Annotated in this window: 25 protein-coding genes, 1 tRNA gene and 2 pseudogenes; 21 read left to right on the forward strand and 7 right to left on the reverse strand. The window is 56.1% G+C overall.

Annotated elements, in window-relative coordinates; all coding sequences use genetic code 11:
* The 3 genes and pseudogenes from N5098_RS12290 to kynU all read right to left on the reverse strand — a co-directional run.
* Nucleotides 1-1,554, reverse strand: a pseudogene (locus N5098_RS12290) (glutamate synthase subunit alpha); the annotation flags it as partial.
* Between the two features lie 124 nt (nucleotides 1,555-1,678).
* Entirely contained in the window at nucleotides 1,679-2,155 is a 477-nt protein-coding gene (locus N5098_RS12295; protein WP_267638173.1) for a DUF7984 family protein, read from the reverse strand.
* A gap of 41 nt (nucleotides 2,156-2,196) precedes the next feature.
* Nucleotides 2,197-3,519, reverse strand: a complete 1,323-nt coding sequence (gene kynU / locus N5098_RS12300; RefSeq protein WP_267638174.1) for a kynureninase — start codon at nucleotides 3,517-3,519, stop codon at nucleotides 2,197-2,199.
* A 168-nt stretch (nucleotides 3,520-3,687) separates the two neighbouring features.
* On the opposite strand from kynU, the gene N5098_RS12305 reads away from it, so the two are divergent.
* The 3 genes from N5098_RS12305 to N5098_RS12315 all read left to right on the forward strand — a co-directional run bounded on the left by N5098_RS12305 (nucleotide 3,688) and on the right by N5098_RS12315 (nucleotide 7,792).
* Nucleotides 3,688-4,848 carry a PrnB family protein gene (locus N5098_RS12305; RefSeq protein WP_267638175.1) on the forward strand — a complete coding sequence of 387 codons (1,161 nt, stop codon included), beginning with the start codon at nucleotides 3,688-3,690 and terminating at the stop codon, nucleotides 4,846-4,848.
* 205 nt (nucleotides 4,849-5,053) lie between these two features.
* The gene (locus N5098_RS12310) at nucleotides 5,054-6,973 is read left to right on the forward strand and encodes a beta-CASP ribonuclease aCPSF1 (RefSeq protein ID WP_267638176.1); all 1,920 of its coding nucleotides are present in this window, start codon (nucleotides 5,054-5,056) and stop codon (nucleotides 6,971-6,973) included.
* Nucleotides 6,974-7,126: 153 nt separating this feature from the next.
* Nucleotides 7,127-7,792 (forward strand): 2,5-diamino-6-(ribosylamino)-4(3H)-pyrimidinone 5'-phosphate reductase, encoded by a 666-nt coding sequence (locus tag N5098_RS12315; RefSeq protein WP_267638177.1) that lies wholly within the window; start codon nucleotides 7,127-7,129, stop codon nucleotides 7,790-7,792.
* Nucleotides 7,793-7,810: 18 nt separating this feature from the next.
* On the opposite strand, the gene N5098_RS12320 is transcribed toward N5098_RS12315, so the two are convergent.
* A complete protein-coding gene (locus N5098_RS12320; protein WP_267638178.1) occupies nucleotides 7,811-8,095 on the reverse strand; it encodes a DUF7545 family protein in 285 nt (94 codons plus the stop codon).
* 857 nt (nucleotides 8,096-8,952) lie between these two features.
* Nucleotides 8,953-9,023: transfer RNA gene (locus N5098_RS12325), tRNA-Gly, on the reverse strand.
* A 219-nt stretch (nucleotides 9,024-9,242) separates the two neighbouring features.
* Here N5098_RS12325 and N5098_RS12330 point away from each other — a divergent pair.
* Nucleotides 9,243-11,159, forward strand: a complete 1,917-nt coding sequence (locus tag N5098_RS12330) for an ABC transporter ATP-binding protein (protein ID WP_267638179.1) — start codon at nucleotides 9,243-9,245, stop codon at nucleotides 11,157-11,159.
* Nucleotides 11,160-11,397: 238 nt separating this feature from the next.
* On the opposite strand, the gene N5098_RS12335 is transcribed toward N5098_RS12330, so the two are convergent.
* Nucleotides 11,398-11,637, reverse strand: a complete 240-nt coding sequence (locus N5098_RS12335) for a hypothetical protein (RefSeq protein WP_267638180.1) — start codon at nucleotides 11,635-11,637, stop codon at nucleotides 11,398-11,400.
* A 38-nt stretch (nucleotides 11,638-11,675) separates the two neighbouring features.
* Nucleotides 11,676-11,906, reverse strand: coding sequence for a hypothetical protein (locus N5098_RS12340; protein ID WP_267638181.1), 231 nt, complete (start codon nucleotides 11,904-11,906; stop codon nucleotides 11,676-11,678).
* Between the two features lie 237 nt (nucleotides 11,907-12,143).
* Here N5098_RS12340 and N5098_RS12345 point away from each other — a divergent pair, with 237 nt between their 5' ends.
* The 17 genes and pseudogenes from N5098_RS12345 (at nucleotide 12,144) to N5098_RS12425 (ending at nucleotide 20,961) form a co-directional block, all read left to right on the forward strand.
* Nucleotides 12,144-12,992 carry a putative RNA uridine N3 methyltransferase gene (locus N5098_RS12345; protein ID WP_267638182.1) on the forward strand — a complete coding sequence of 283 codons (849 nt, stop codon included), beginning with the start codon at nucleotides 12,144-12,146 and terminating at the stop codon, nucleotides 12,990-12,992.
* Between the two features lie 4 nt (nucleotides 12,993-12,996).
* Nucleotides 12,997-14,010 carry a 50S ribosomal protein L3 gene (locus N5098_RS12350; RefSeq protein WP_267638183.1) on the forward strand — a complete coding sequence of 338 codons (1,014 nt, stop codon included), beginning with the start codon at nucleotides 12,997-12,999 and terminating at the stop codon, nucleotides 14,008-14,010.
* A 3-nt stretch (nucleotides 14,011-14,013) separates the two neighbouring features.
* The gene (gene rpl4p, locus N5098_RS12355) at nucleotides 14,014-14,757 is read left to right on the forward strand and encodes a 50S ribosomal protein L4 (RefSeq protein ID WP_267638184.1); all 744 of its coding nucleotides are present in this window, start codon (nucleotides 14,014-14,016) and stop codon (nucleotides 14,755-14,757) included.
* Nucleotides 14,754-15,008 (forward strand): 50S ribosomal protein L23, encoded by a 255-nt coding sequence (locus N5098_RS12360; protein WP_267638185.1) that lies wholly within the window; start codon nucleotides 14,754-14,756, stop codon nucleotides 15,006-15,008. The genes rpl4p and N5098_RS12360 overlap by 4 nt, the downstream gene beginning before the upstream one ends.
* Before the next feature lie 2 nt (nucleotides 15,009-15,010).
* Nucleotides 15,011-15,733, forward strand: coding sequence for a 50S ribosomal protein L2 (locus N5098_RS12365; RefSeq protein ID WP_267638186.1), 723 nt, complete (start codon nucleotides 15,011-15,013; stop codon nucleotides 15,731-15,733).
* Nucleotides 15,730-16,155, forward strand: a complete 426-nt coding sequence (locus tag N5098_RS12370; RefSeq protein WP_267638187.1) for a 30S ribosomal protein S19 — start codon at nucleotides 15,730-15,732, stop codon at nucleotides 16,153-16,155. Before N5098_RS12365 ends, N5098_RS12370 begins: the two co-directional genes overlap by 4 nt.
* A 3-nt stretch (nucleotides 16,156-16,158) precedes the next feature.
* On the forward strand, nucleotides 16,159-16,623 hold the full coding sequence (locus tag N5098_RS12375) for a 50S ribosomal protein L22 (protein ID WP_267638188.1): 465 nt from the start codon (nucleotides 16,159-16,161) through the stop codon (nucleotides 16,621-16,623).
* Entirely contained in the window at nucleotides 16,623-17,558 is a 936-nt protein-coding gene (locus N5098_RS12380) for a 30S ribosomal protein S3 (RefSeq protein WP_267638189.1), read from the forward strand. The genes N5098_RS12375 and N5098_RS12380 overlap by 1 nt, the downstream gene beginning before the upstream one ends.
* Nucleotides 17,558-17,773 (forward strand): 50S ribosomal protein L29, encoded by a 216-nt coding sequence (gene rpmC, locus N5098_RS12385; RefSeq protein WP_267638190.1) that lies wholly within the window; start codon nucleotides 17,558-17,560, stop codon nucleotides 17,771-17,773. Before N5098_RS12380 ends, rpmC begins: the two co-directional genes overlap by 1 nt.
* A 3-nt stretch (nucleotides 17,774-17,776) precedes the next feature.
* Nucleotides 17,777-18,064: a ribonuclease P protein component 1 gene (locus N5098_RS12390; protein WP_267638191.1), complete on the forward strand. Its 288-nt coding sequence runs from the start codon at nucleotides 17,777-17,779 to the stop codon at nucleotides 18,062-18,064.
* A pseudogene (locus tag N5098_RS12395) lies at nucleotides 18,055-18,390 on the forward strand (30S ribosomal protein S17); the annotation flags it as partial. The gene N5098_RS12390 and the pseudogene N5098_RS12395, both read left to right, overlap by 10 nt.
* 17 nt (nucleotides 18,391-18,407) lie before the next feature.
* A complete protein-coding gene (locus N5098_RS12400; RefSeq protein WP_267638193.1) occupies nucleotides 18,408-18,806 on the forward strand; it encodes a 50S ribosomal protein L14 in 399 nt (132 codons plus the stop codon).
* Complete coding sequence (rplX, locus tag N5098_RS12405) at nucleotides 18,803-19,159, forward strand: 50S ribosomal protein L24 (protein WP_267638194.1); 357 nt, start codon at nucleotides 18,803-18,805, stop codon at nucleotides 19,157-19,159. The genes N5098_RS12400 and rplX overlap by 4 nt, the downstream gene beginning before the upstream one ends.
* Nucleotides 19,156-19,878, forward strand: a complete 723-nt coding sequence (locus N5098_RS12410; protein WP_267638195.1) for a 30S ribosomal protein S4e — start codon at nucleotides 19,156-19,158, stop codon at nucleotides 19,876-19,878. The genes rplX and N5098_RS12410 overlap by 4 nt, the downstream gene beginning before the upstream one ends.
* Entirely contained in the window at nucleotides 19,875-20,393 is a 519-nt protein-coding gene (locus tag N5098_RS12415; protein ID WP_267638196.1) for a 50S ribosomal protein L5, read from the forward strand. The genes N5098_RS12410 and N5098_RS12415 overlap by 4 nt, the downstream gene beginning before the upstream one ends.
* Nucleotides 20,390-20,572 carry a 30S ribosomal protein S14 gene (locus tag N5098_RS12420; RefSeq protein WP_267638197.1) on the forward strand — a complete coding sequence of 61 codons (183 nt, stop codon included), beginning with the start codon at nucleotides 20,390-20,392 and terminating at the stop codon, nucleotides 20,570-20,572. Before N5098_RS12415 ends, N5098_RS12420 begins: the two co-directional genes overlap by 4 nt.
* Nucleotides 20,569-20,961 (forward strand): 30S ribosomal protein S8, encoded by a 393-nt coding sequence (locus N5098_RS12425; protein ID WP_267638198.1) that lies wholly within the window; start codon nucleotides 20,569-20,571, stop codon nucleotides 20,959-20,961. Before N5098_RS12420 ends, N5098_RS12425 begins: the two co-directional genes overlap by 4 nt.
* Nucleotides 20,962-20,963 lie beyond the last annotated feature (2 nt).

Raw genomic sequence — 20,963 nt, forward strand, 5'->3', positions numbered from 1 at the left:
ACCATCCCTCCGAGATACGTTTGTCCGCCTGTTGCATCGATCTACGCAACCAATTTCGCGGCTCCTACGAGAGACTATCGAAATCGATTGGGGGTAAACACGTACGTCGTACGTATATCCAAACATTGCCTGCTTGGCACGAATCGTGTTAGATGCCTGTGGCTCGGTGTCAGCCTGGGTTTGGTCATCGAGTTGTACCTGCTCGTCAGCCACCCATGTCCCATACTGTTCGTCAGTAATCTCGTCAAACACGTCAGCATCAGGAACGATACGTCCCTCTGTTGGGTCCGCCACAAAACATTGTCCGGGCTGTAGCCGACCCCGCTCGACAATCTCGCTCTCATCGTAGGGAAGCACACCCACCTCCGAGGCCATGACGAGCGTGTCATCTGAGAGGAGATCGTACCGGCAGGGGCGGAGTCCGTTGCGGTCAAGCACGGCTCCAACGCGTTCTCCGTCTGTTCCCACAACGAGGGCAGGCCCATCCCATGGTTCGATAAGTGATGCGTGATACTCATAGAACTCTTGGCGCTTCTCGTCGATTGCTGTCTCATCTCCCCTCCACGCCTCGGGAATCAACATCCTGAGTGCGTGTGGAAGTGAACGCCCACCTTCGAGAAGGAGTTCAAGCACGTTATCGAGACTCGCCGTATCGGATTGGTCAGGGTCGTCAATAATCGGTTTGATTTTCTCGATATCGTCGCCAAACGCATCGTGGGCGAGGTCCGTCTCGCGGCTGCGCATCCAGTTGATGTTCCCTCGAATCGTATTAAACTCGCCATTGTGGACCATCGTTCGGAAGGGATGTGCCAGATGCCATGCTCCCAACGTGTTCGTCGAAAACCGTGCGTGTACCATCGCGAAGACCGACCGCATCCGCTCGTCAGTCAAATCTGGGTAGTATGTGGCAAGCTGGCTTGCCTTCAGCAACCCTTTGTAGATGACTGTTTTTCTGTCAAGTGAAACAATATAGCACTGTTCGTATCCCGGCGGTTGTTTGGTATCGACTCTGTTTTCGACGACACGCCGTGCAACATACAGTCGTCTATCGAATTCATCGGCTGTCAGTCCGGTGTCGGTAGACTCATCCCGTGGAACGATGAACACCTGTTCGACGTGGGGTTCTGACTCAATTGCTGTGTCGCCAAGACGACTGTTGTCCGTCGGGACACTACGCCAAGTACGGACCTCCAATCCTTCCTCAACCAGTGCATCTTCAACGAGCAGTTTAAGCCTGTGTCGAGCCTCGTCATCGCAAGGGAAAAACAGTGTTCCAACAGCGTAGTTTCCCGTTGATGGCAAGTCGGCATCAACCACAGCCGAAAAGAACTCGTGGGGGATACGTAACATAATTCCAGCACCGTCACCGGTTGCCTCTTCGGCCCCGGTTGTTCCCCGGTGTTCCATGTTCTCTAGTACTTGCAAGGACTCATCGACGATACGCGACCCACCATCCCCATCTAAATCCATTACCACGCCCACGCCACAGTTCGAGCGTGACCTGGTTGCATCAACCAGGCTGTCCTCGCCCGAGGACATGCCATTGTGTGTCATGTTTGCGCCTTGTAGATTGCAGCCGTATATTAAGTTTATCTAGATACAGGTAGATAGAATTTATATTCATTAAGGTAATTGAATATCACGCCACGTGGGGCATCTACTGCCGTTTTATTGGAATCTATCGGACACTGAATGCTGTGGGCTGAGTTGTCCACTTCCAGCCCGGGAGCCGTGTTTGGAACCCAGCAGCGAGTGCTGCATCGAGGTCATCCACACCTGCACGCTCGCCGTTGTGGATATGAACATCGGCGTAATGAAAGGTTGCCTCGCCAAGCAGTCGAAATGGCTGGTTGCCTGCAATCATACCAGCAAGTTCGCGACCCAGCAGTTCGTCCACAATGAATCCTGGATAGTCACCTTCGACATCTATCTCACGGAGTAGTCCGGTGAGTGCAGCAATATTTACTGCGAGGTCACCGTCGGCAAACACGGCCTCGACTTCATCATGGTACTGGGAGGTCGTTACAGACCCAACCTCAGTGTCAAACAGTTCACCGAGGTCGGTCCGCACCTCGTTGATAAGTGGGACCACACGCTCAGCTCGCTCATCGACCCATTTGTATTCACTGGCGACGGTTTCCGGAGTCAGTCGCATACCACTATCACAATCGCGGGAAAGGAGAGTCTTGTGCTGGGTTACGTCACGCCAGAAGCGTCGCTCTCGTAGGATTTGTAGCTCTCGCTTTCCAGAATCTCGTCGAGCAACTGAACAAACTCGTACGTTTCTTCAAAGCTGACATACAGTGGTGCAGGACAGGCACGAATAACGTTTGGCTCACGGTAGTCGACAATTGCACCGCTGTCACGGAGTGCCTGACTCACCTGGTAGGCATCAGGGTGTTCGATAGCGACATGCCCACCACGGCGCGCAGAGTCCCGCGGTGTTCCGACAGTACAGTCCTCAAGTTGTTCATCGACAAGAGCAATGAGGTAGTCGGTAAGTTCGATTGATTTCTCACGAATCGGCTCGATACCCGCCTCGTGAACCAGTTCGAGCGAGCCAAGAAGCGGGGCAGAGCTAAACAGTGGGACGGCAGTAATCTGCCAGCCACCGGCTGACTGAGCGGGTGTAAACTCCAACTCCATATCGAACTGGGTCTCTTTTTCATGGCCCCACCAGCCCGCAAGTGACGGCATTGTTCCGAAGTGGCGTTCATTGATGTAGAGCCCACCAACAGCACCTGGACCGCCGTTGAGGTACTTGTAGCTACACCAGACAGCAAAGTCAACACCGTGAGCCGAGAGGTCGTGGGGGACAGCGCCGACAGAGTGAGCCAAGTCGAACCCTGCATAGATGTCACGCTCATGTGCCTCACGAGTTATCGTCTCGATGTCGAACAGTTGGCCGCTTCGATAGAGAACGCCGGGCATGAACACAATACCGATATCATTCTCATCCATCGCGGCAATGATGTCGTCTGTCTCGATGGTTCGGCCATCACGACTCTCGACGATGTGCAGGTGGTCTTCGGGGTCAAGTCCCCGCTGACGGAGCTGGCCTCGAATAGCGTAGTGGTCCGACGGAAAGTCAAGGTCGTTGACTAAGATTCCTTTGTCGTCATCACACTTGTCAAGAAATGTCGATATTGTTGCATGGATATTAGTCGTCGTGGTGCCAGTGGCAACGCATTCTTCGGGACTGGCTCCAAGTAGTGGCGCAAGCTTCTCGCCGAGTCGCTCGCCGTACCAGAACCAAGATGGGTCGGCTTCGCTCCAGCCTTCGATTCCTAGTGTCCGCCACTGCTCGATTGCTTCCTCAAGCCGCGCCTCGGCAGCATCGGAAAGTGGCCCCAGCGAGTTACCTTCCAGATACAGTTCATCAGGGAGGCTAAAGTGTGTGCTAAACCCACTAAGTGGGTCCCCCTCGTCGCGCTTACGAGCTTCTTCAACCCCGGATGCGTTGACTGCAGAGCTGTTGCTGTCCACAGATTGTGTCTGTGGAGAGTTGTCGTCTTCCATGGAGGCACCATTTATCGAGGGAGTATACGAAAGTACCGGTTACGCTGGTGATGATAGTCGCTACAAAGCAGACACTGTTCTGTGCTAGACAACACCTTTGGACATCTATGTACAGAATATATAAGAAAAATGACTAATTTGATAATCACGGAGACAAATGGTATTCTAATGAGTACCCCAAATCAGGAGCCAGACCAAGCAGTGATATCCGCGGACCGCGGATTTCTCCCGGACAGTGACCCCATGGAGTCATTCAATGAAGAACCCGACTTCCAGTCAAGCAACGAGTTTCTACGAGAGCTTGACGCGCTGACAGCAGCGTTGCCCGACCAGCTCGAACGTAATCAGCTTCGGCCAGCAGTCGAAGCACTTCCTGCGATGCCTGAGGGCCTCGTGGCGGAGCTGAACACACGTGGTTGCTGGCGGCTCTGTCTGCTGAGTGGATTTCTTGGGAGTGCGTACGTCCACCATCTCGGAAAAGAGTCAGCAGACAGCATTCCAGCAAGTATCGCCGTTCCGCTCTATGAGACATCCCAACGACTCGGTCGAAAGCCGATGCTTGCCTATGACGTGCTCTGTCTGCACAACTTCTGTCGCCATGAGAGTGAGTCTGGGTTCGGGCTAGATAACATCGACACGCTCGTCGATTTCACCACGCACGAGGACGAACGCTGGTTCGTCAAGATTCATATCGCGATAGAGGCTGCTGCTGGGTCTGGACTCGTAGCTGCCAGGCGGCTTCACGAGTCTGTACGCACCGATACCCCGAGAGCAGTTGAGGCTGCGCTCGATACAATACATGAGTCGCTACAGCGCCAGACCAGCCATATGCAACGAATGCGCGAGCGCAATGATCCCGAAACATTCGCACAACAGTACCGTCCGTACTACGATGGATTCGATGGCGTTGTCTATGAAGGAGTCGACGCTTTCGACGAAGAGCCACAGTCGTTCCGTGGCGGGTCAGGGGCACAGAGTCTTGCACTTCCGTCGTTCGACGCTGCCCTCGGTATCGACCACAGTGGAACAGGACTGACCGCACATCTCGACTCACTCCGCTCGTACTTGCCAGACTCTCACCTTGCAGTTGCTCAGGCATTCGAGCGTGGCCCCGACGTTCGCTCGTACGTTGCTGAACGTGACAGTCAAACGATGCGGGAATCGTACAACGATTGTATCGATGCCATCTCGTCGTTCAGAACAGTCCATTTCGGGCAGACAATTGAGTACATCCGCCGGATGACCGGAGACACGACCGGAACCGGGGGAACAGATTACGAAGCATTCCTCCAACTGCTACAGTCAAAAACAGAAGAACACCGGCTCTAAGCGACCGGCACAACCAGTAACGACTGACAACAGACTTGCGAAGGTTTTAAAGCTTCGAGTGATAACCCGGAATTAAGAGTGGTTTTCCGGGCAGTTCGCCCGGATACAACTGTTACGTAGTGAAGCGACAGTACACGATGATTCGTTCACATACTGAACCAAACCACCCTGACCAACTACGCAAGTTAGTGGGCATATTTGAGCTATGAGCACGGTAGAAAACCAACTTGAAGAATTACAGTCGACGATAGAGAGCGAAGTACCGAATGATATCACAATTACTGAGGTCCGATACGAGGGACCAGAGCTAGTTATCTACACGAGGGACCCAAAGCGATTCGCCAGTGACGGCGACCTTGTTCGTCAGCTTGCCTCACAGTTGCGAAAGCGCATTACCGTTCGGCCTGACCCGACCGCACTCTCGTCACCTGACGATGCAGAGGCCGAAGTTACAGAAGTGATCCCGGACGAGGCGGGCGTTACTGACCTTGACTTCCATATCGATACCGGCGAAGTCGTTATCGAAGCACAAAAACCCGGCATGGTAATCGGTCGTCACGGAACGACACTCCGTGAGATTACACAAGAAACCGGTTGGACTCCTGAAGTCGTCCGGACACCCCCAATAGAGTCGTCGACTGTCAAGAACGTCCGTAACTTCCTCAAACAGGAACGCAACGAGCGTCGCGACATCCTCGAACGGATCGGTCGACAGATTCATCGCGAGGAGATGTCAGATGACCAGTGGGTCCGGATTACGACGCTGGGCTGCTGTCGAGAGGTTGGCCGGGCCGCATTCATTCTTTCGACACCTGAAACGCGTGTGCTCATCGACTGTGGTGACAAGCCCGGCTCCGAAGATGAGGTTCCGTATCTACAAGTGCCCGAAGCCCTCGGTTCAGGCCCGAGTTCGCTTGATGCCGTTATTCTCACTCACGCCCACCTCGACCACTCAGCACTCGTTCCGCTGCTGTTCAAATACGGATACGATGGCCCGATTTACACGACCGAACCGTCGCGAGACCTGATGGGTCTACTCACGCTCGACTACCTCGACGTTGCCGCAAAAGAAGGGCGAGCACCGCCGTATGAGTCCGAGATGGTTCGCGAAGCGATCAAACACACGATTCCGCTCGAGTACGGTGACGTAACTGATATCGCACCCGATATCAAACTCACCTTGCACAACGCAGGGCATATTCTTGGCTCGGCGGTTGCACACTTCCACATCGGCGATGGCCTCTACAACGTGGCTTTCTCCGGCGATATTCATTATGACGATACTCGTCTATTCAACGGTGCAGTCAACGACTTCCCACGGGTAGAGACGCTTGTACTCGAATCGACCTATGGTGGCCGTGATGATTACCAGACCGACCAGAAAGACTCAGAGCGGAAGCTGAAACACGTCCTCAAGAACACGCTAGAACGTGACGGAAAAGTCGTTATTCCGGCATTCGCCGTCGGGCGCTCCCAAGAGATCATGCTGGTTCTCGAAGAGGCTATGCGGAAAGGAGAGTTGCCCGAAGTGCCGGTCCATCTTGACGGGATGATCTGGGAGGCGACTGCAATTCATACGACCTACCCCGAGTATCTGCGCGACGACCTCCGAGAGCGGATTTTCCACGACGACTCGAATCCGTTCCTTGCTGACCAGTTCAACCACATCGACGGCGGTGAGGAGGAACGCCAAGAGGTCGCCGACAGCGGTCCCTGTATTATTCTATCGACCTCGGGAATGATGGAAGGCGGCCCAATTATGTCTTGGCTTGAACACGTTGGTTCCGAAGAAGATTCCACACTAATGTTCGTTGGCTATCAGGCAGAGGGGACTCTCGGTAGCCGCATCCAAAACGGGCGACGAGAGATCCCAATTGGCGGACGGAACGGACGAGGAAGCTCTCTAACGCTAAATATGGATGTCAAAACGGTCGATGGTTTCTCCGGGCACGCCGACAGACAGGGGCTCGAAAACTTCGTCCAGACAATGAACCCTCGTCCGGAGAAAGTCCTCTGTGTCCACGGCGACGAGCGCTCGACACAGGACCTGTCATCGGCACTATACCACGACTTCAATATGCGGACGTTTGCTCCAAAGAACCTCGAAACGTTCCGTTTCCTGTGAACTGTCCCAACGGTGGGTCTGGCTGTACCGTTGTTGGCTAAAGGAACTATCTATCAGCAGAACTGGTCAAGACAATAACCACTTGTTTGAGAGTCGCATGCATTCTCGGAGAAATGACGTGCGCTTTTTGTACCCAGCGGGAGGATTCGTGGTATGGACGTCCGAGTGAACGCCGCGATTAGCGCTGACGGAAAGCTCTCTTCGCGGCGGCGCGAGCAGATTGCAATCAGTGGTGAGCGGGACTTTGACCGGGTTGACGGGCTCAGAGCTGAAAGTGATGCCGTCATGGTCGGTGTTGGCACAATCCTCGCAGATAACCCATCGTTGACCATAGACGAGTCGGAACGTCAAGAACAGCGCCGTCAGAATGGGCAGCCTGAAAATCCGGCGCGCGTTGTGGCCGACTCGCATGTCCGTACCCCGCCTGATGCTGCAGTACTTGACGACAGCGCCGAGACGTATCTCCTTGTCAGTGATGCCGCCCCGTCAGACTTCGTCGCTCAAATGGAAGAACAGGGTGCGACGGTTATTGCGACCGGTGAAAACCGCGCTGATCTGGCCAGTGCGTTCCAGGAGCTGGACTCACACGGCGTCGAGCAACTCTTTGTCGAAGGTGGTGGTGAGGTTATTTACTCCCTGTTTGAGGACGAACTCGTCGACAGACTCTCGGTATTTGTCGGGTCGCTCGTTATCGGCGGCAGGGACGCACCGACATTGGCCGACGGCGACGGGTTCATTGAAGATTTCCCGCAACTTGAACTCGACACAGTTACGCAAGTTGATGATGGGGTTGTCCTCGAATACGACGTGTTAAACTGACCCAAAAAGGCTCGCTATTCAGTGGCTGTGACCGGTCATTTCCTGGAAGCTCTGGCCGAAGCGCTCTTCGAATTCGTCCAGTGTTGCTTCCTCGGCAGCTTCAAGTTCGTCTCCGACGTCGCCGTGGCCGTGGTGGACAATGCCATGTGCCTGCTGTGCGAGGCCAAGCAGTGCAAGGTTTCCGACAACGTCTGCCGACGACTCTTCGCCCTCGCTTAGAGCGTTTGTCAGTGTAAGCGGAATTTCGAATTCGTCGCTTTCCCCGTCTACTTCGATACTGACCGTGGTTGTTTCAGGTTCCATACCCCTCTTTTGAGAGACGGTAATAAAGACCCTGCGACTATCTCTACTCTACAGATGTTGACTCAACGGCTTTGATGAATCGCCGTACGTGAGTTACTTCGATGGGTTACGACTCGTGTGATATTGTTGACCGAACACATCAGAATAGTCTCACAGAATTTACGCGTGGTTGTCCTATTAGGGAGCCTACCACTGGAAGGATAACCACAGGCCGGGCTGACCAATCCGGCTAATTTAATCGGTGAGCTTCTATAACGGAAGTAATATTTTGGCTAAGTTACGGGTTGGTCGCTCCACGCCATAGGACACGCACGACCTGCTTACGCAGGGTAATCGCGCATTTCAGTGACATAGTCACAAACTCTACATACCGAAGCGACTACCCGACAAAGCTGGAAGATGGATTCGAACCATCAACTTCAGTCAAACATAGGGACTGCGCTCTTCCGTTGAGCTATCCCAGCGCGAAAGCAGGGAACCACCCCCACTGTAGAATCCCAACCTGTTACGAAGCGGCGGGATACAACCTTCCGAGATAAACCCTCGGACCTAACCGTACAGTCCCGACTCACATAAACTTTGAGAGTCGCGGGGAGGAAAGCCCCGACTTCACAATGGACAGTATCGGATGAGCAGTCCGTGAGGGTTTCGCCCTCGGAATGGGTATTTTGTGGAATGATGAGGCAGTCGAACTTGATATCGTCGGGTTCCGTATCGAAGTGAATCGTTGACGCCTCACTGTCTTTTTTCATCTGAGATGATGGTGAAACCATCTAACGAATTCTGAATGATGGGCTCATTTTCTCTCACCGTTATTTAGGACGAAAATTGAGTGTAAAAGACTTCTACGGCGGTAGTGCGCTGGCCGAGATTTGAACTCGGGTTAGGACCGTGGCAGGGTCCTGTGATACCACTACACCACCAGCGCTCACATACACCACACCGGTCATCACAAGCAGACTGTGTCTGCCTGACGTCACGGCGCTTCGTACCTTCATGTACTGGGATGAGTAATAAAAGCGTTCCGAATGATGTGTGCGTATCGGTCACAGTGTGAATACCCAGACGCGACGACATATTGTGAGAAAACAGCACATATCATGACTGTTAACAGTGGTGAATCCGTCAACATAGCACACCCCTCCAAATGAGTTCAGAACAGACAGACATTGAGTATCTCCGCGAGCACCGTGATACGGTAACAAACCCTCTCTGGACACTATTTCAGCGGTATGGGGACGGGAGCCGCCGCTGGTTCTTACTCGGAATTATCGCATCAATCGGTGCTCGGTTCGCATCGCTCGTCCCGCCAGTCCTGCTTGGTGTCGCTATCGACGCCATCTTCCGAGACGAACAGGCCTTCGACCTGCCGTTAATTCCCCAAGAGTGGCTGCCCAGCGCGACAATCGACCAGTTCTGGTTTATTATCGGACTGATGGCTGTCGCCATGATGGGGCGTGCTTTCCTGAATTTTGTCCGGATGTCATCACTCAATCTCTTCTCTCATCGCGTGAAACACGAAGTGAGGACAGCAACCTATCAGCAGATGCAACGTCTCGATATGGAGTTTTTCAACGAGGTCCAAACCGGCGAGTTGATGTCTATTCTTTCAAACGACACCAACCGCTTAGAGCAGTTCCTCGACGATATGTTCGGACAGGCTATCCAGCTGTCGGTGCTCATCGTCGGCATCACCGTTGTGCTGTTCTGGTTTAATTGGCAACTGGCCCTCGTCACGCTCGTCGTCGTCCCGATAGCCGCCGCGTTCACCTACTGGTTCATGCGCTTCGCTGAAGAGCGATACACAGATGTGCGCGAATCGGTCGGCGACCTCAATAGCCGTCTGGAGAACAACATCAACGGCATCCAGGTCATCAAAGCCTCGAACACCGAAGACTACGAGGACGACCGCGTCGAGGACCACTCCTATACGTATTTCCGGCTAGACTGGCTTGCTTTGCGGCTGAATTTTATTTACCGACCTGGGCTGCAGGCGCTTACGTCCCTTGCGTTCATTGCAACGTTCATCGTTGGCGGTGTCTGGATTCTTGAAGGACCACCAGGTCCGATGTCAGGCGAACTAACCGAAGGGACGCTCGTGATTTTTCTGTTGCTCACACAGCGTCTTGTCGACCCGCTGGCACAGATGAGTAATATCATTGACCGCTACGAAGACGCCAACGCCTCGCTCAAGCGCATTCTAGGTGTCATGAACTTACCGGTCAACATTAGCGACAACGAAGACGCGTACGATATCGAACACGTCGATGGACGCGTCGAATTTGACGAGGTAACCTTCGGCTACGATGAGAAACCGGTTCTCAAAGACGTTGACCTGGCGGTCGAGCCGGGACAAACAATCGGGCTAGTTGGACCGACCGGTGCAGGCAAGACAACTATCGTCAAGCTTCTGCTTCGGCTGTACGATGTTGATCAGGGTGCAGTCAAGATTGACGGGCACGACGCGCGCGGGGTCACTCTTGAGAGTCTTCGGGGGTCGATGGGATACGTCGGTCAAAAGAATTTCCTGTTCGATGGAAGCGTTGCCGAAAACATCAAATACGGAGCCTTCGACGCCAATCGCAAAGAGGTCGTCCAAGCCGCGAAAGACGCTCAGGCACACGACTTCATCACAAATATGCCAGAGGGATACGATACGGCAGTCGGCGAGAGAGGCGTGAAGCTCTCAGGCGGCCAGCGCCAACGCGTGGCGATTGCACGCACTATTCTTCAGCATCCCGAGATACTCATTTTCGATGAAGCGACCTCTGCAGTCGATACCGAGACTGAGATGCTCATCCAGCGCTCTATCGACGAACTCGCAGCCGACCGGACCGCGTTCATTATCGCCCACCGCCTCTCAACGGTCAGGGACGCAGATGTTATCATGGTCATAGAGAACGGACAGATTGTCGAGCGTGGCACACACGACGAGTTGCTGGCCGAGAACGGACTGTACGCGAACCTCTGGCGGGTCCAGGCCGGCGAAATTGGGGACCTCCCTGAAGATTTCGTCGAACAGGCGAGCAAGCGAGTCGCCCAGCAGGGGTTTGAGACTGACTGAAAATCCGGCGGGTCCGCTTATGCGAAGACAGACAGGTGAACTGCTTCCACAGCAGTCAGTTCGCCACAGACCACTCGGCAGGAGATGACGGCCATTTACTGTGTTAAATCGAACGCGACGGCGACCCCTTCACCACCAGACAAACCCCAGTACGTGAGCCTGTATCGCCCAGATTTGAGTTCTGGACACACCTATAGGGCAGTTTCGTGGACGGACGCCTCAGGAACACCATCTTCAGTCAGTGTGATGGTCCACTCGAACCCTCCCCAGGGTCGTTTTCGACGGCATCGTCAGTGTAAGGAAGAGCCATCCCGTTCTTCCAGCCACGAACCTCTGTCCAGTCGCTCTCCGTGAGAATCTCCAGATTGTACTTGTGTTTGTTTCCGCTCCGAATCATCGTTGAGGCGGTGTTTTTCAGTGTGAGCTCGGCCGTATCGCTGTACTCGAATGAGGGGGCGTCAATACGTAGCGAGAACAAGTCCGTATTACCCCAGGCAAGGTTTTCCTCATCAGTTTCTACATATAAACAAGGCGAGTGCCTCGGGGCTTGACCCCGAGGCGGTTCACCCAGTAGCGCTCGAACTCGTCGTCGGTACACTGAAACGAACTCGGAACTGTTCTGGGATTATTATCTGGGCGAACGATCCCATGGATACGTTTGTCTGTTTCCCCAAGACTGCCGAGACAGCCTGCCAATCCAATGAAAGCAGCCGTACTAGAAACCCCGAGGACTTCGCACCGGTTCATAACTGAAACTGTCTCTATACAAATAACTATTTTCTGGCAAATCTGCCAGTTTCGCAATGGGAAGGAAAACTCCATCGACAGACCAAAGATTAGTTTATGCATAGACTGTAGTTCAGACGATAACACAGTCATACGGCATGTGAACGCGTCCCAGCGCGGAGCAAAAGCGGACTCTTTTTAAGTATGTGCAAGAGATAATCGCTACAGTCTAGTGGCGCGACGTGGAAGCGTTACGACATGACTGTCAGCGTGCTCGTGCCGTCGTCGCTCGTCAGGGAAGCTACCGATAAACGCGAGGCAACTCGCAAGCTTGGATACGTGGCCCGTGGGGCCACTGTATTCCGGGCCGACCGTCTTACGGTCTATCCGGACCCAGAAGGCGAGAATAAATATGGCGGCGGATTCGTCGAAACCGTGCTTCGGTACGCCGCGACGCCCCCGCACCTCCGAAAAGAGGTCTGGGGGACGCGGGACGAATTAGAGTACGCGGGCGTTATGCCGCCGCTCCGCGTGGCGACACAGACCGGCTCCGGATCCGAGGGTTCGGGGTCGTTAAGACAGGGAATCGTGACCAAGGTCGGAACTGATGGGCGCGTTCGGGTCAATTGCGGAATGCAACACCCGGTCTCCCTGCCCGTACCAGACGATATGGAACTGGGCGAGGGGGAACGCGTCTCCGTCAGGGTCTCTTCGCGAGAGCCGGTCCGAGCAAAACTCGTCGACGAGCCACACTCTGGCTACGTCGTCGACACCACGGACCTGGATACCGCAGTTACCCGTACCGAAGCGGGCGTCACTATCGCCTCATCGAGGCACGGTGAACGCCTGCGGCCGAGCCGACTCGACGAGTTGGCAGCCGACACCAGTAACGGCGTCACACGGTCGTATACGGTTGCGTTCGGCGCACCCGAACGTGGCCTACCAGACATCCTGGGAATTCCACCCGGGGCGGTAAGCGAAGACGACCACGACGAGACTGGACGGTTCGACCTTTGGCTGAATACGGTTCCGAACCAGGGTAGTGGAGTGGTGCGAACGGAAGAAGCACTGTTTGCAACGCTCGCCTGCCTGAACCTCATGGAGTGAACACATGCCACAACCAGAACGACCACGCAAAGGCTCGTTGGGCTTCGGCCCGCGCGGGCGTGCCGCCAGCGAGACGCCACGGTTTAACAGCTGGCCGGATGACGACGGCCAACCCGGACTACAGGGTATTGCCGGCTACAAGGCCGGAATGAGCCACGTCGTCATGATTAACGACCAGCCCGATTCTGCACGGGAGGGAATGGAAGAGACGGTCCCAGTGACCGTCGTCGAGACTCCCCCGATGCAGGTCGTCGCGCTGCGAGCCTACGAAGAGACGCCGTACGGACAGCGACCACTGACGGAGGTATGGGCCGACGAGTTCGATCCTGAACTCGAACGTGCGCTCGACCTTCCCAATGAACACGATGCGGTCGCTGCAGAGGAACAGATTCAGGACGCACTCAATTCGGGAACGCTCGGCGATGTTCGTGCAATTACGCACACGACGCCGGCGGTCCTCGATGGTGTCCCCAAGAAACGACCTGACGTGATGGAAAACCGCATCGGCGGCGGCTCGCTTGCCGACCGCGTCGAATTCGGTCTCGACCTCCTTGAGGAGGGCGAGTACTCCGTTAACGACGTATTCCGCGCTGGTGAGTATGCCGACGTTGCGGCTGTCACAAAAGGAAAAGGGACACAAGGCCCCGTCAAGCGATGGGGTGTCCAGAAGCGTAAGGGTAAACACAAACGGCAGGGATGGCGACGCCGTATCGGCAACCTTGGCCCATGGAACCCTTCGCGTGTCCGGTCGACTGTCCCTCAGCTGGGACAGACCGGCTACCACCAGCGGACCGAACTCAACAAGCGCCTCATTGACTTTGGCGACAGCGATGGCCCGACGGCTGACGGCGGGTTCATCAACTACGGCGAAGTCGATGGTTCATACACGCTTGTCAAAGGGTCGGTCCCAGGACCGGAACAGCGTGTCGTACGCCTCCGACCTGCGGTGCGTCCGAACGACCAGCCGCGCCTCGACCCCGAGGTGCGGTACGTTTCGACAGCCTCGAATCAGGGATAACCCATGCAAGTACCAGTACACACACTAGACGGTGACACGGACGGGGAGGTTGACCTTCCCACCGTCTTCGACAGCGAGTTCCGACCGGACCTCATCCGGCGTGCGGTGCTTGCTGCACAGGCGAACCGTAAACAGGACTACGGCGCGGACGAATACGCTGGGCTTCGGACACCTGCCGAATCGTTCGGCAGCGGCCGGGGTCAGGCACACGTCCCCCGTGAAGGTGGCAAAGGCCGACGCGTTCCCCAGACGGTTGGGGGTCGCCCGGCTCACCCACCAAAGTCCGAGAAAGATCGGTCCTACGACATCAACGACAAAGAGCGCAAGAAAGCAACCCGTTCGGCCATCGCGGCCACAACGGATGCTGACGTCGTGCGCGAGCGCGGCCACGAGTTCGAGGACGACCTCGACCTTCCGCTCGTTGTCAGCGACGAGTTTGAAGACCTGAACAAGACCAAAGAGGCAGTTGAGACGCTCGAAACACTCGGTATCCACGCTGATATCGAGCGCGCTGACGAGACAAAGATTCGCGCCGGACAGGGAACGACCCGTGGCCGGAAGTACACGCGAGCCAAGTCGATTCTATTCGTGACGAGCGACGATGAGTCACGCGCCGCCCGGAACCTTCCGGGAGCTGACGTGACGACAGCCTCAGAACTGAACGCCGAAGACCTCGCGCCCGGGACGGACCCGGGACGACTCACGGTCTGGACCGAAAGCGCAGTTGCGGAGGTGGCCGACCGATGACAAGTGCCATCCGCCACCCACACGTCACGGAGAAGTCCGTCGACAAGATGGATTTCCAGAACAAGATGGTGTTCATCTGTTACTCCGACGCCGAGAAAGACGAAATCATCTCGGAAGTCGAAGAGCAGTTCGATGTCGATACGGACGGTATCAACACGATGATTACAGCACAGGGCGAGAAAAAGGCTGAAATTCAGCTGACAGACGACCACGACGCACAGGAGATTGCGTCACGTATCGGGGTGTTCTGAACATGGGACGACGAATCCGTGGACAACGACGCGGACGCGGTGCACCGACGTTCCGTGCCCCGTCACACCGATACAAAGCAGAGCTTTCCCACCGGACTGTCGAAGACGACGACCTCATTTCCGGAGCAGTCGTGGATATTGAACACGACCCAGCACGGAGCGCACCAGTCGCCGCCGTCGAGTTTGACGATGGTGACCAGCGTCTCGTGCTTGCTCCTGAAGGAGTTACCGTCGGCGACGAAATCCAGGTTGGTGTCTCCGCAGAAGTCGAGCCGGGCAACACGCTCCCGCTCGCGGAGATTCCCGAAGGAGTTCCGGTGTGCAACGTCGAAGCAAACCCAGGTGACGGTGGGAAATTCGGCCGTGCCTCGGGTGTCTACGCCACACTGTTGACTCACGACCGCAACGTCGCAGTCGTCGAGCTACCGAGTGGTGAGATGAAACGACTCGATCCGGACTGCCGAGCGACCATCGGGGTCGTTGCCGGTGGTGGACGGACCGAGAAACCGATGGTCAAAGCCGGGAACAAACACCACAAGGCCAAGGCACGCGGTATGGTCTGGCCACGCGTTCGTGGTGTTGCGATGAACGCTGTCGACCACCCATTCGGTGGCGGTGGCCGTCAGCATCCGGGCAAACCAAAGAGCGTCTCCCGGGACGCACCGCCGGGACGCAAAGTCGGGGACATCTCCTCGAAGCGGACCGGCCGAGGTGGTGACACATGAGTACGGACGATTACCAGATTGGCCATGAAGGCGAGTTTACCTACCGTGGCCACACGCTTGAGGAGTTGCAGGAGATGGACCGCGACGAAGTTGTGGAACTGCTGCCCGCACGACAGCGGCGAAGTATCAAACGCGGCCTGTCTTATGAACACCAGCAGTTACTCGAGGAGGCACGCGAGGCTGGTGAAGAAGAAACCGCAAACAACCCGATTCGGACCCACCTCCGGGATATGCCAATTCTCCCGGTGATGGTCAACGTGACCTTTGCGGTCCACAACGGGCAGAGCTTCGAGCGCGTCAAAGTCGAGCCGGAGATGCTCGGCCACTACCTGGGCGAATTCCAGCTGACGCGGACGAGCGTCGAGCACGGACAGGCCGGCATCGGAGCGACACGCTCCTCGAAGTTCGTACCCTTGAAATAAACCATGGGAATCAGCTACTCAGTCGAGGTCGACTCGGATACGACGGCGAAAGCCATGCTCCGAGAGCGGCCCATCAGTATCAAGCACAGCAAAGCCATCGCCCGTGAAATCAAGGGTATGACTGCCGACGAGGCTGTCGAATACCTCGACGGCGTCGTTGAAGGCGACGAGGTCGTACCCTTCCGTGAACACAACACGGGCGTCGGTCACCGAAAGGGAATCGAAGGCTGGGACGCCGGTCGATTCCCCGAGAAGGCAGCAAACGCCTTTCTCGATCTACTTCAGAATGCCATCGGCAACGCCGACCACCAGGGTTTCGACGGCGAATCGATGGCCATTAAGCACGTTGCGGCACACAAGGTCGGCGAAAGCTCGGGCCGACAGCCCCGCGCGATGGGGCGGGCCTCACCTTGGAACACGCCGGAATGTGATGTTGAACTTATCCTGAAAGAGGGAGGTGACGAATAATGGCTGACGAACTCCAATTCATCGAAAACGGCCTTCAGCGCACCCAGATTGACGAGTTCTTCCAGGATGAACTCGGCCGCGCAGGCTACGGTGGTATGGATATCGCCAAAACGCCGATGGGAACTCAGATTGTCCTCAAAGCAGAAAAGCCGGGGATGGTCATCGGAAAAGGCGGAAAGAACATTCGGAAAATCACGACCACGCTCGAAAACGAGTTCGGTCTCGAAGACCCCCAAGTCGATGTACAGGAGGTCGACGAGCCAGATCTCAACGCCCGGATTGTCGCTGACAAGTTGGGCAACGCACTCGAACGTGGCTGGTACTTCCGGAAAGCCGGTCACACGACAATCGACCGCATCATGGAGTCGGGCGCACTCGGTGCTGAAATCGTCCTCTCCGGAAAGGTCACGGGCGCACGCTCACGCGTTGAGAAGTTCAACCGTGGCTACATCAAACACAACGGCGAACCCGCAGAGGAGATTGTCGACCACGGTGTTGGCAAGGCAGTGATGAAACTGGGCACCATCGGTGTGCAGGTTAAAATCATCCCGCCGGACGCCGAACTTCCCGACGACTTCGAGATTTACGAGGATGTCGAAATCGAGGACTACGTCGCAGAGGGCGACAACGTCGACGACCTCCTCGCTGGCGAACCCGAAGAGACATCTGCCGGTGACGAGCCCGAAACGGGCGCACCACCGTCGGATGATGAGCCGGGCGACGCCGGCACAGACGCCGAAGAAGTCGAAGAAGAAGTCGTCGAAGAAGATGTCGATTACGAAGACCCAGATGTTCCGGACGAGGCAGCTGTCGAAGAAGAACTCGACGAGCTTGACGCCGATGTCGAGGAGGAACTCGACGAGGAGACCGAGTCCGAAGCCGATGAGTTGATGGACGAGATGGAGACCGACGAAGAAACCGACGGTGAAGACTAATGACGGTACTCCACCCAGTCGAAATTCGAGATATGACCCCCGCAGAGCGGGAGGCAGAGCTCGAAGAGCTGGAAACGGAACTGCTGAACGCTGAGGCCATCAAGGCCACAGGCGGGATGCCGGAGGACCCCTCCCGCATCAAGGAACTACGGCGAACTATCGCCCGAATCAAGACAATTCAGCACGAAGAAGGCGACTCGAACGGAGACGAATAACACATGCCAGTGACACCTGAGAATCTGACGCGACACGAACTCGTCGGTCTCGATGTCCGAGTCGTTGCTGCCTCCAACCCCGATATTATCGGGGCAGAAGGGACCGTCGTTTCCGAAACGACGCGAACGCTCAGTATCGAACACGACGACCGGGTGTCACACGTGCCGAAGGATTGCGCCACCTTCGAATGGACGCTTCCCTCCGGGGAAGCAGTCGAGACTGCGGGCGAGACACTCATCGCTCGACCAGCCCGGCGCACAGAACAGAAGGGTGATTCGAAATGGGAATAGGATTAGACGTAACGCAGCCACCAGAACCCGAGAACCCCGACGAGTACGACTATGAGACCTGTCCGTTCCACGGCGAGCTATCGGTTCGCGGACAGATTCTCGAAGGCAATGTCGTCTCGACGGAGATGGACAGGACGGTCGTCGTTCAGCGAGAGTACGACGTAAACGTACCAAAATACGACCGAAAAATGAAACGACGTTCGCGCATCCCGGCCCACGTGCCAGAGGTGCTCGAACCGCTGTCAGAAGGCGACAGCGTCAAAATTGCGGAGACACGACCGCTCTCGAAGACGAAATCACATGTCGTCGTCGAAGTGGTACAGGAAGACGGAGGTGACGCCTGATGGAAGCAATGAAAGCTGACGTGACACAGGGCCTCAAGAAAGGCTCTCTCATCACGTGTGCCGACAACACGGGAGCCCGTGAGCTGAAAGTCATCAGCGTGCACAACTACTCTGGTCGCCTGAACCGCCAGCCGAAAGCTGGTCTTGGCGACAAAATAACGGTGTCGGTGACCAAAGGGACGCCCGAAATGCGGCGTCAGGTCCTCGAAGCCGTTATTGTCCGCCAGCGCAAGCCGATTCGACGCCCCGACGGCACACGTCTGTCCTTCGAGGACAACGCAGCCGTCATCGTCGACGAGAACGAGGACCCACGTGGCACCGAGCTGAAGGGTCCGATTGCGCGTGAGGTCGCAGAGCGGTTCGGAGCAATTGCCTCAACAGCTACGATGATAGTATGACTCGCCAACCACACAAACAGCGAAAACGCGAACGAGACGCTCCGCTGCACGAGCGACACGAGCAGGTCAAGGCAACGCTGTCACAGGACCTGCGCGACGAGTTCGGTCAGCGTTCGATCCGCGTTAACACGGGCGATACGGTCGAGATTATGCGTGGCGACTTTGCCGATGAAGAAGGCGAAGTCGTCAATGTTGACCTCAGAGAGGCATCCGTTCACGTTGAAGATGTGACCGTCGAGACGGTCGACGGGGAAGAGGTCCCCAAGCCACTCGACGCCAGCAACCTTCGCGTGACAAGCCTTGACCGCTCGGACTCAGTACGCATCGAGCGTCTGGAGGAAGATAACGAATGACGCACCATCAGAAACGACTGTCAGTTCCCAAGAGCTGGCCAGTCGAACGGAAAGAGGAGATGTTCACCGTCAAGGCGGGTGCCGGCCCACACGGCGAGTCGGGAGTGCCGCTCCTGATTCTCCTGCGGGACGTGCTCGGCTACGTCGACAACCGGAAGGAAGCCCGCTACGCGTTGAACCAGGACAGTGTCCACATCAACGGAACGCCTATCAGCGACGAGGAACGCCCCGTCGGCATGTTCGATATCCTTGCGTTCACCGAACGCGAGGAGTACTACCGGGTGTTCCCCGATGAGGGTGGTCGGCTTACGCTGACACCTATCGACGAGGACGCAGCCGGCAGCAAGCTCGGAAAAATCGACGGGAAACAGCACGTTCCCGGCGGAGACCTCCAGCTAACCCTGCACGACGGCCATACGCTCCTTGTCGAAGACGGGAGCGGCTACAGCGTCGATGACTCGCTCGTTGTCGACAACGAGGATGACGAAATCGTTGCGCACTTTGAGTACGAAGAAGGTGCACTCGCGACGGCTGTCGCCGGCAAACACGCCGGCCAGATCGGAACAATCGAAGAGATTCGCGTCTCAAAGAGTAGTTCCTCGAACGACGTTGTTCTGTCGGCCTATGACGAAGACGGAACGTTCGAAACCGTCGAAGAGTACATCGTCACCATCGACGAGAACTTCATCGGCGGCGATTCAACGGAGGGAGATGAATGAGCACGACGGAGTTCCACGAGATGCGCGAGCCACGTATCGAGAAGGTCGTCGTCCACATGGGCGTCGGTCAAGGTGGCCGCGAACTCGGTGAAGCGGAAGATATCATTGGCGAGCTGGCCGAACAACAGCCTGTCAGAACGACCGCCAAGGAGACCGAGCCAGAGTTTGGCATCCGTGAGGGAGAGCCAATCGGGACAAAAGTAACGCTGCGCGACGAGGAAGCAAAGTCGTTCCTTGCAACTGGACTGACGCTTGTCGACCTCGAACGTAACCAGTTCGACGACACCGGCAACTTCAGCTTCGGTATCGAGGACCATACGGACTTCCCAAGCCAGGAATATGACCCGACTATCGGTATCTACGGGCTCGACGTGACAGTGAACCTGGTTCGTCCGGGCTACCGCGTCGCAAAGCGAGACAAGGCGTCTCGTTCGATTCCCTCGGACCACCGACTCACAATCGACGATGCAGTTGCGTACATCGAATCCACGTTCGACGTGGAGGTGACAGCATGAGCGAAAGTGAAGGAGAAGAGCCCACCACAGGCGAGCAAGCCGCAAAGCGGACGGACCAGCTACGGGAGTGCCAGCGCTGTGGCCGCAAACAGGGCCTGGTTAGCAAGTACGACATCTACCTTTGTCGCCAGTGCTTCCGTGAGGTATCCCGAAGCATGGGCTTTAAGAAATACTCATGACAGGAAACGATCCACTCGCCAACGCGCTTTCGGCTATCGATAACGGAGAGGGCGTCGGGCATCTGAAACAGGAGGTACAACCCGCCTCGAACGAGATTGGTAGTGTACTCGAGGTCTTCTATGACCGCGGATACATCGACGGTTTCCAGCATATCGACGACGGTAAGGCTGGAACGTTTGAGGTCGAACTAAAAGGAGCCATCAACGAGTGTGGCCCCGTCAAACCCCGATACTCTGTCGGTGCCGAAGAGTACGAAAAATGGGAGAAACGATTTCTCCCAGCCCGTGACTACGGGACGCTCATCGTCACCACCTCGCATGGCATCATGAGCCACTACGAGGCACGTGAGGCCGGGATTGGCGGACAGGTCATCGCTTACGTCTACTAACA

The organism is Halovenus rubra, assembly GCF_026586665.1.
GTDB lineage: Archaea > Halobacteriota > Halobacteria > Halobacteriales > Haloarculaceae > Halovenus > Halovenus rubra.

What these genes read in the sequence shown, in the direction of transcription:
- N5098_RS12295 (WP_267638173.1), bottom strand. Translation starts at nt 2,155, where the DNA reads ATGCGACTGACTCCGGAAACCGTCGCCAGTGAATACAAATGGGTCGAT.
- kynU (WP_267638174.1), bottom strand. Translation starts at nt 3,519, where the DNA reads ATGGAAGACGACAACTCTCCACAGACACAATCTGTGGACAGCAACAGC.
- N5098_RS12305 (WP_267638175.1), top strand. Translation starts at nt 3,688, where the DNA reads ATGAGTACCCCAAATCAGGAGCCAGACCAAGCAGTGATATCCGCGGAC.
- N5098_RS12310 (WP_267638176.1), top strand. Translation starts at nt 5,054, where the DNA reads ATGAGCACGGTAGAAAACCAACTTGAAGAATTACAGTCGACGATAGAG.
- N5098_RS12315 (WP_267638177.1), top strand. Translation starts at nt 7,127, where the DNA reads ATGGACGTCCGAGTGAACGCCGCGATTAGCGCTGACGGAAAGCTCTCT.
- N5098_RS12320 (WP_267638178.1), bottom strand. Translation starts at nt 8,095, where the DNA reads ATGGAACCTGAAACAACCACGGTCAGTATCGAAGTAGACGGGGAAAGC.
- N5098_RS12330 (WP_267638179.1), top strand. Translation starts at nt 9,243, where the DNA reads ATGAGTTCAGAACAGACAGACATTGAGTATCTCCGCGAGCACCGTGAT.
- N5098_RS12340 (WP_267638181.1), bottom strand. Translation starts at nt 11,906, where the DNA reads ATGAACCGGTGCGAAGTCCTCGGGGTTTCTAGTACGGCTGCTTTCATT.
- N5098_RS12345 (WP_267638182.1), top strand. Translation starts at nt 12,144, where the DNA reads ATGACTGTCAGCGTGCTCGTGCCGTCGTCGCTCGTCAGGGAAGCTACC.
- N5098_RS12350 (WP_267638183.1), top strand. Translation starts at nt 12,997, where the DNA reads ATGCCACAACCAGAACGACCACGCAAAGGCTCGTTGGGCTTCGGCCCG.
- rpl4p (WP_267638184.1), top strand. Translation starts at nt 14,014, where the DNA reads ATGCAAGTACCAGTACACACACTAGACGGTGACACGGACGGGGAGGTT.
- N5098_RS12360 (WP_267638185.1), top strand. Translation starts at nt 14,754, where the DNA reads ATGACAAGTGCCATCCGCCACCCACACGTCACGGAGAAGTCCGTCGAC.
- N5098_RS12365 (WP_267638186.1), top strand. Translation starts at nt 15,011, where the DNA reads ATGGGACGACGAATCCGTGGACAACGACGCGGACGCGGTGCACCGACG.
- N5098_RS12370 (WP_267638187.1), top strand. Translation starts at nt 15,730, where the DNA reads ATGAGTACGGACGATTACCAGATTGGCCATGAAGGCGAGTTTACCTAC.
- N5098_RS12375 (WP_267638188.1), top strand. Translation starts at nt 16,159, where the DNA reads ATGGGAATCAGCTACTCAGTCGAGGTCGACTCGGATACGACGGCGAAA.
- N5098_RS12380 (WP_267638189.1), top strand. Translation starts at nt 16,623, where the DNA reads ATGGCTGACGAACTCCAATTCATCGAAAACGGCCTTCAGCGCACCCAG.
- rpmC (WP_267638190.1), top strand. Translation starts at nt 17,558, where the DNA reads ATGACGGTACTCCACCCAGTCGAAATTCGAGATATGACCCCCGCAGAG.
- N5098_RS12390 (WP_267638191.1), top strand. Translation starts at nt 17,777, where the DNA reads ATGCCAGTGACACCTGAGAATCTGACGCGACACGAACTCGTCGGTCTC.
- N5098_RS12400 (WP_267638193.1), top strand. Translation starts at nt 18,408, where the DNA reads ATGGAAGCAATGAAAGCTGACGTGACACAGGGCCTCAAGAAAGGCTCT.
- rplX (WP_267638194.1), top strand. Translation starts at nt 18,803, where the DNA reads ATGACTCGCCAACCACACAAACAGCGAAAACGCGAACGAGACGCTCCG.
- N5098_RS12410 (WP_267638195.1), top strand. Translation starts at nt 19,156, where the DNA reads ATGACGCACCATCAGAAACGACTGTCAGTTCCCAAGAGCTGGCCAGTC.
- N5098_RS12415 (WP_267638196.1), top strand. Translation starts at nt 19,875, where the DNA reads ATGAGCACGACGGAGTTCCACGAGATGCGCGAGCCACGTATCGAGAAG.
- N5098_RS12420 (WP_267638197.1), top strand. Translation starts at nt 20,390, where the DNA reads ATGAGCGAAAGTGAAGGAGAAGAGCCCACCACAGGCGAGCAAGCCGCA.
- N5098_RS12425 (WP_267638198.1), top strand. Translation starts at nt 20,569, where the DNA reads ATGACAGGAAACGATCCACTCGCCAACGCGCTTTCGGCTATCGATAAC.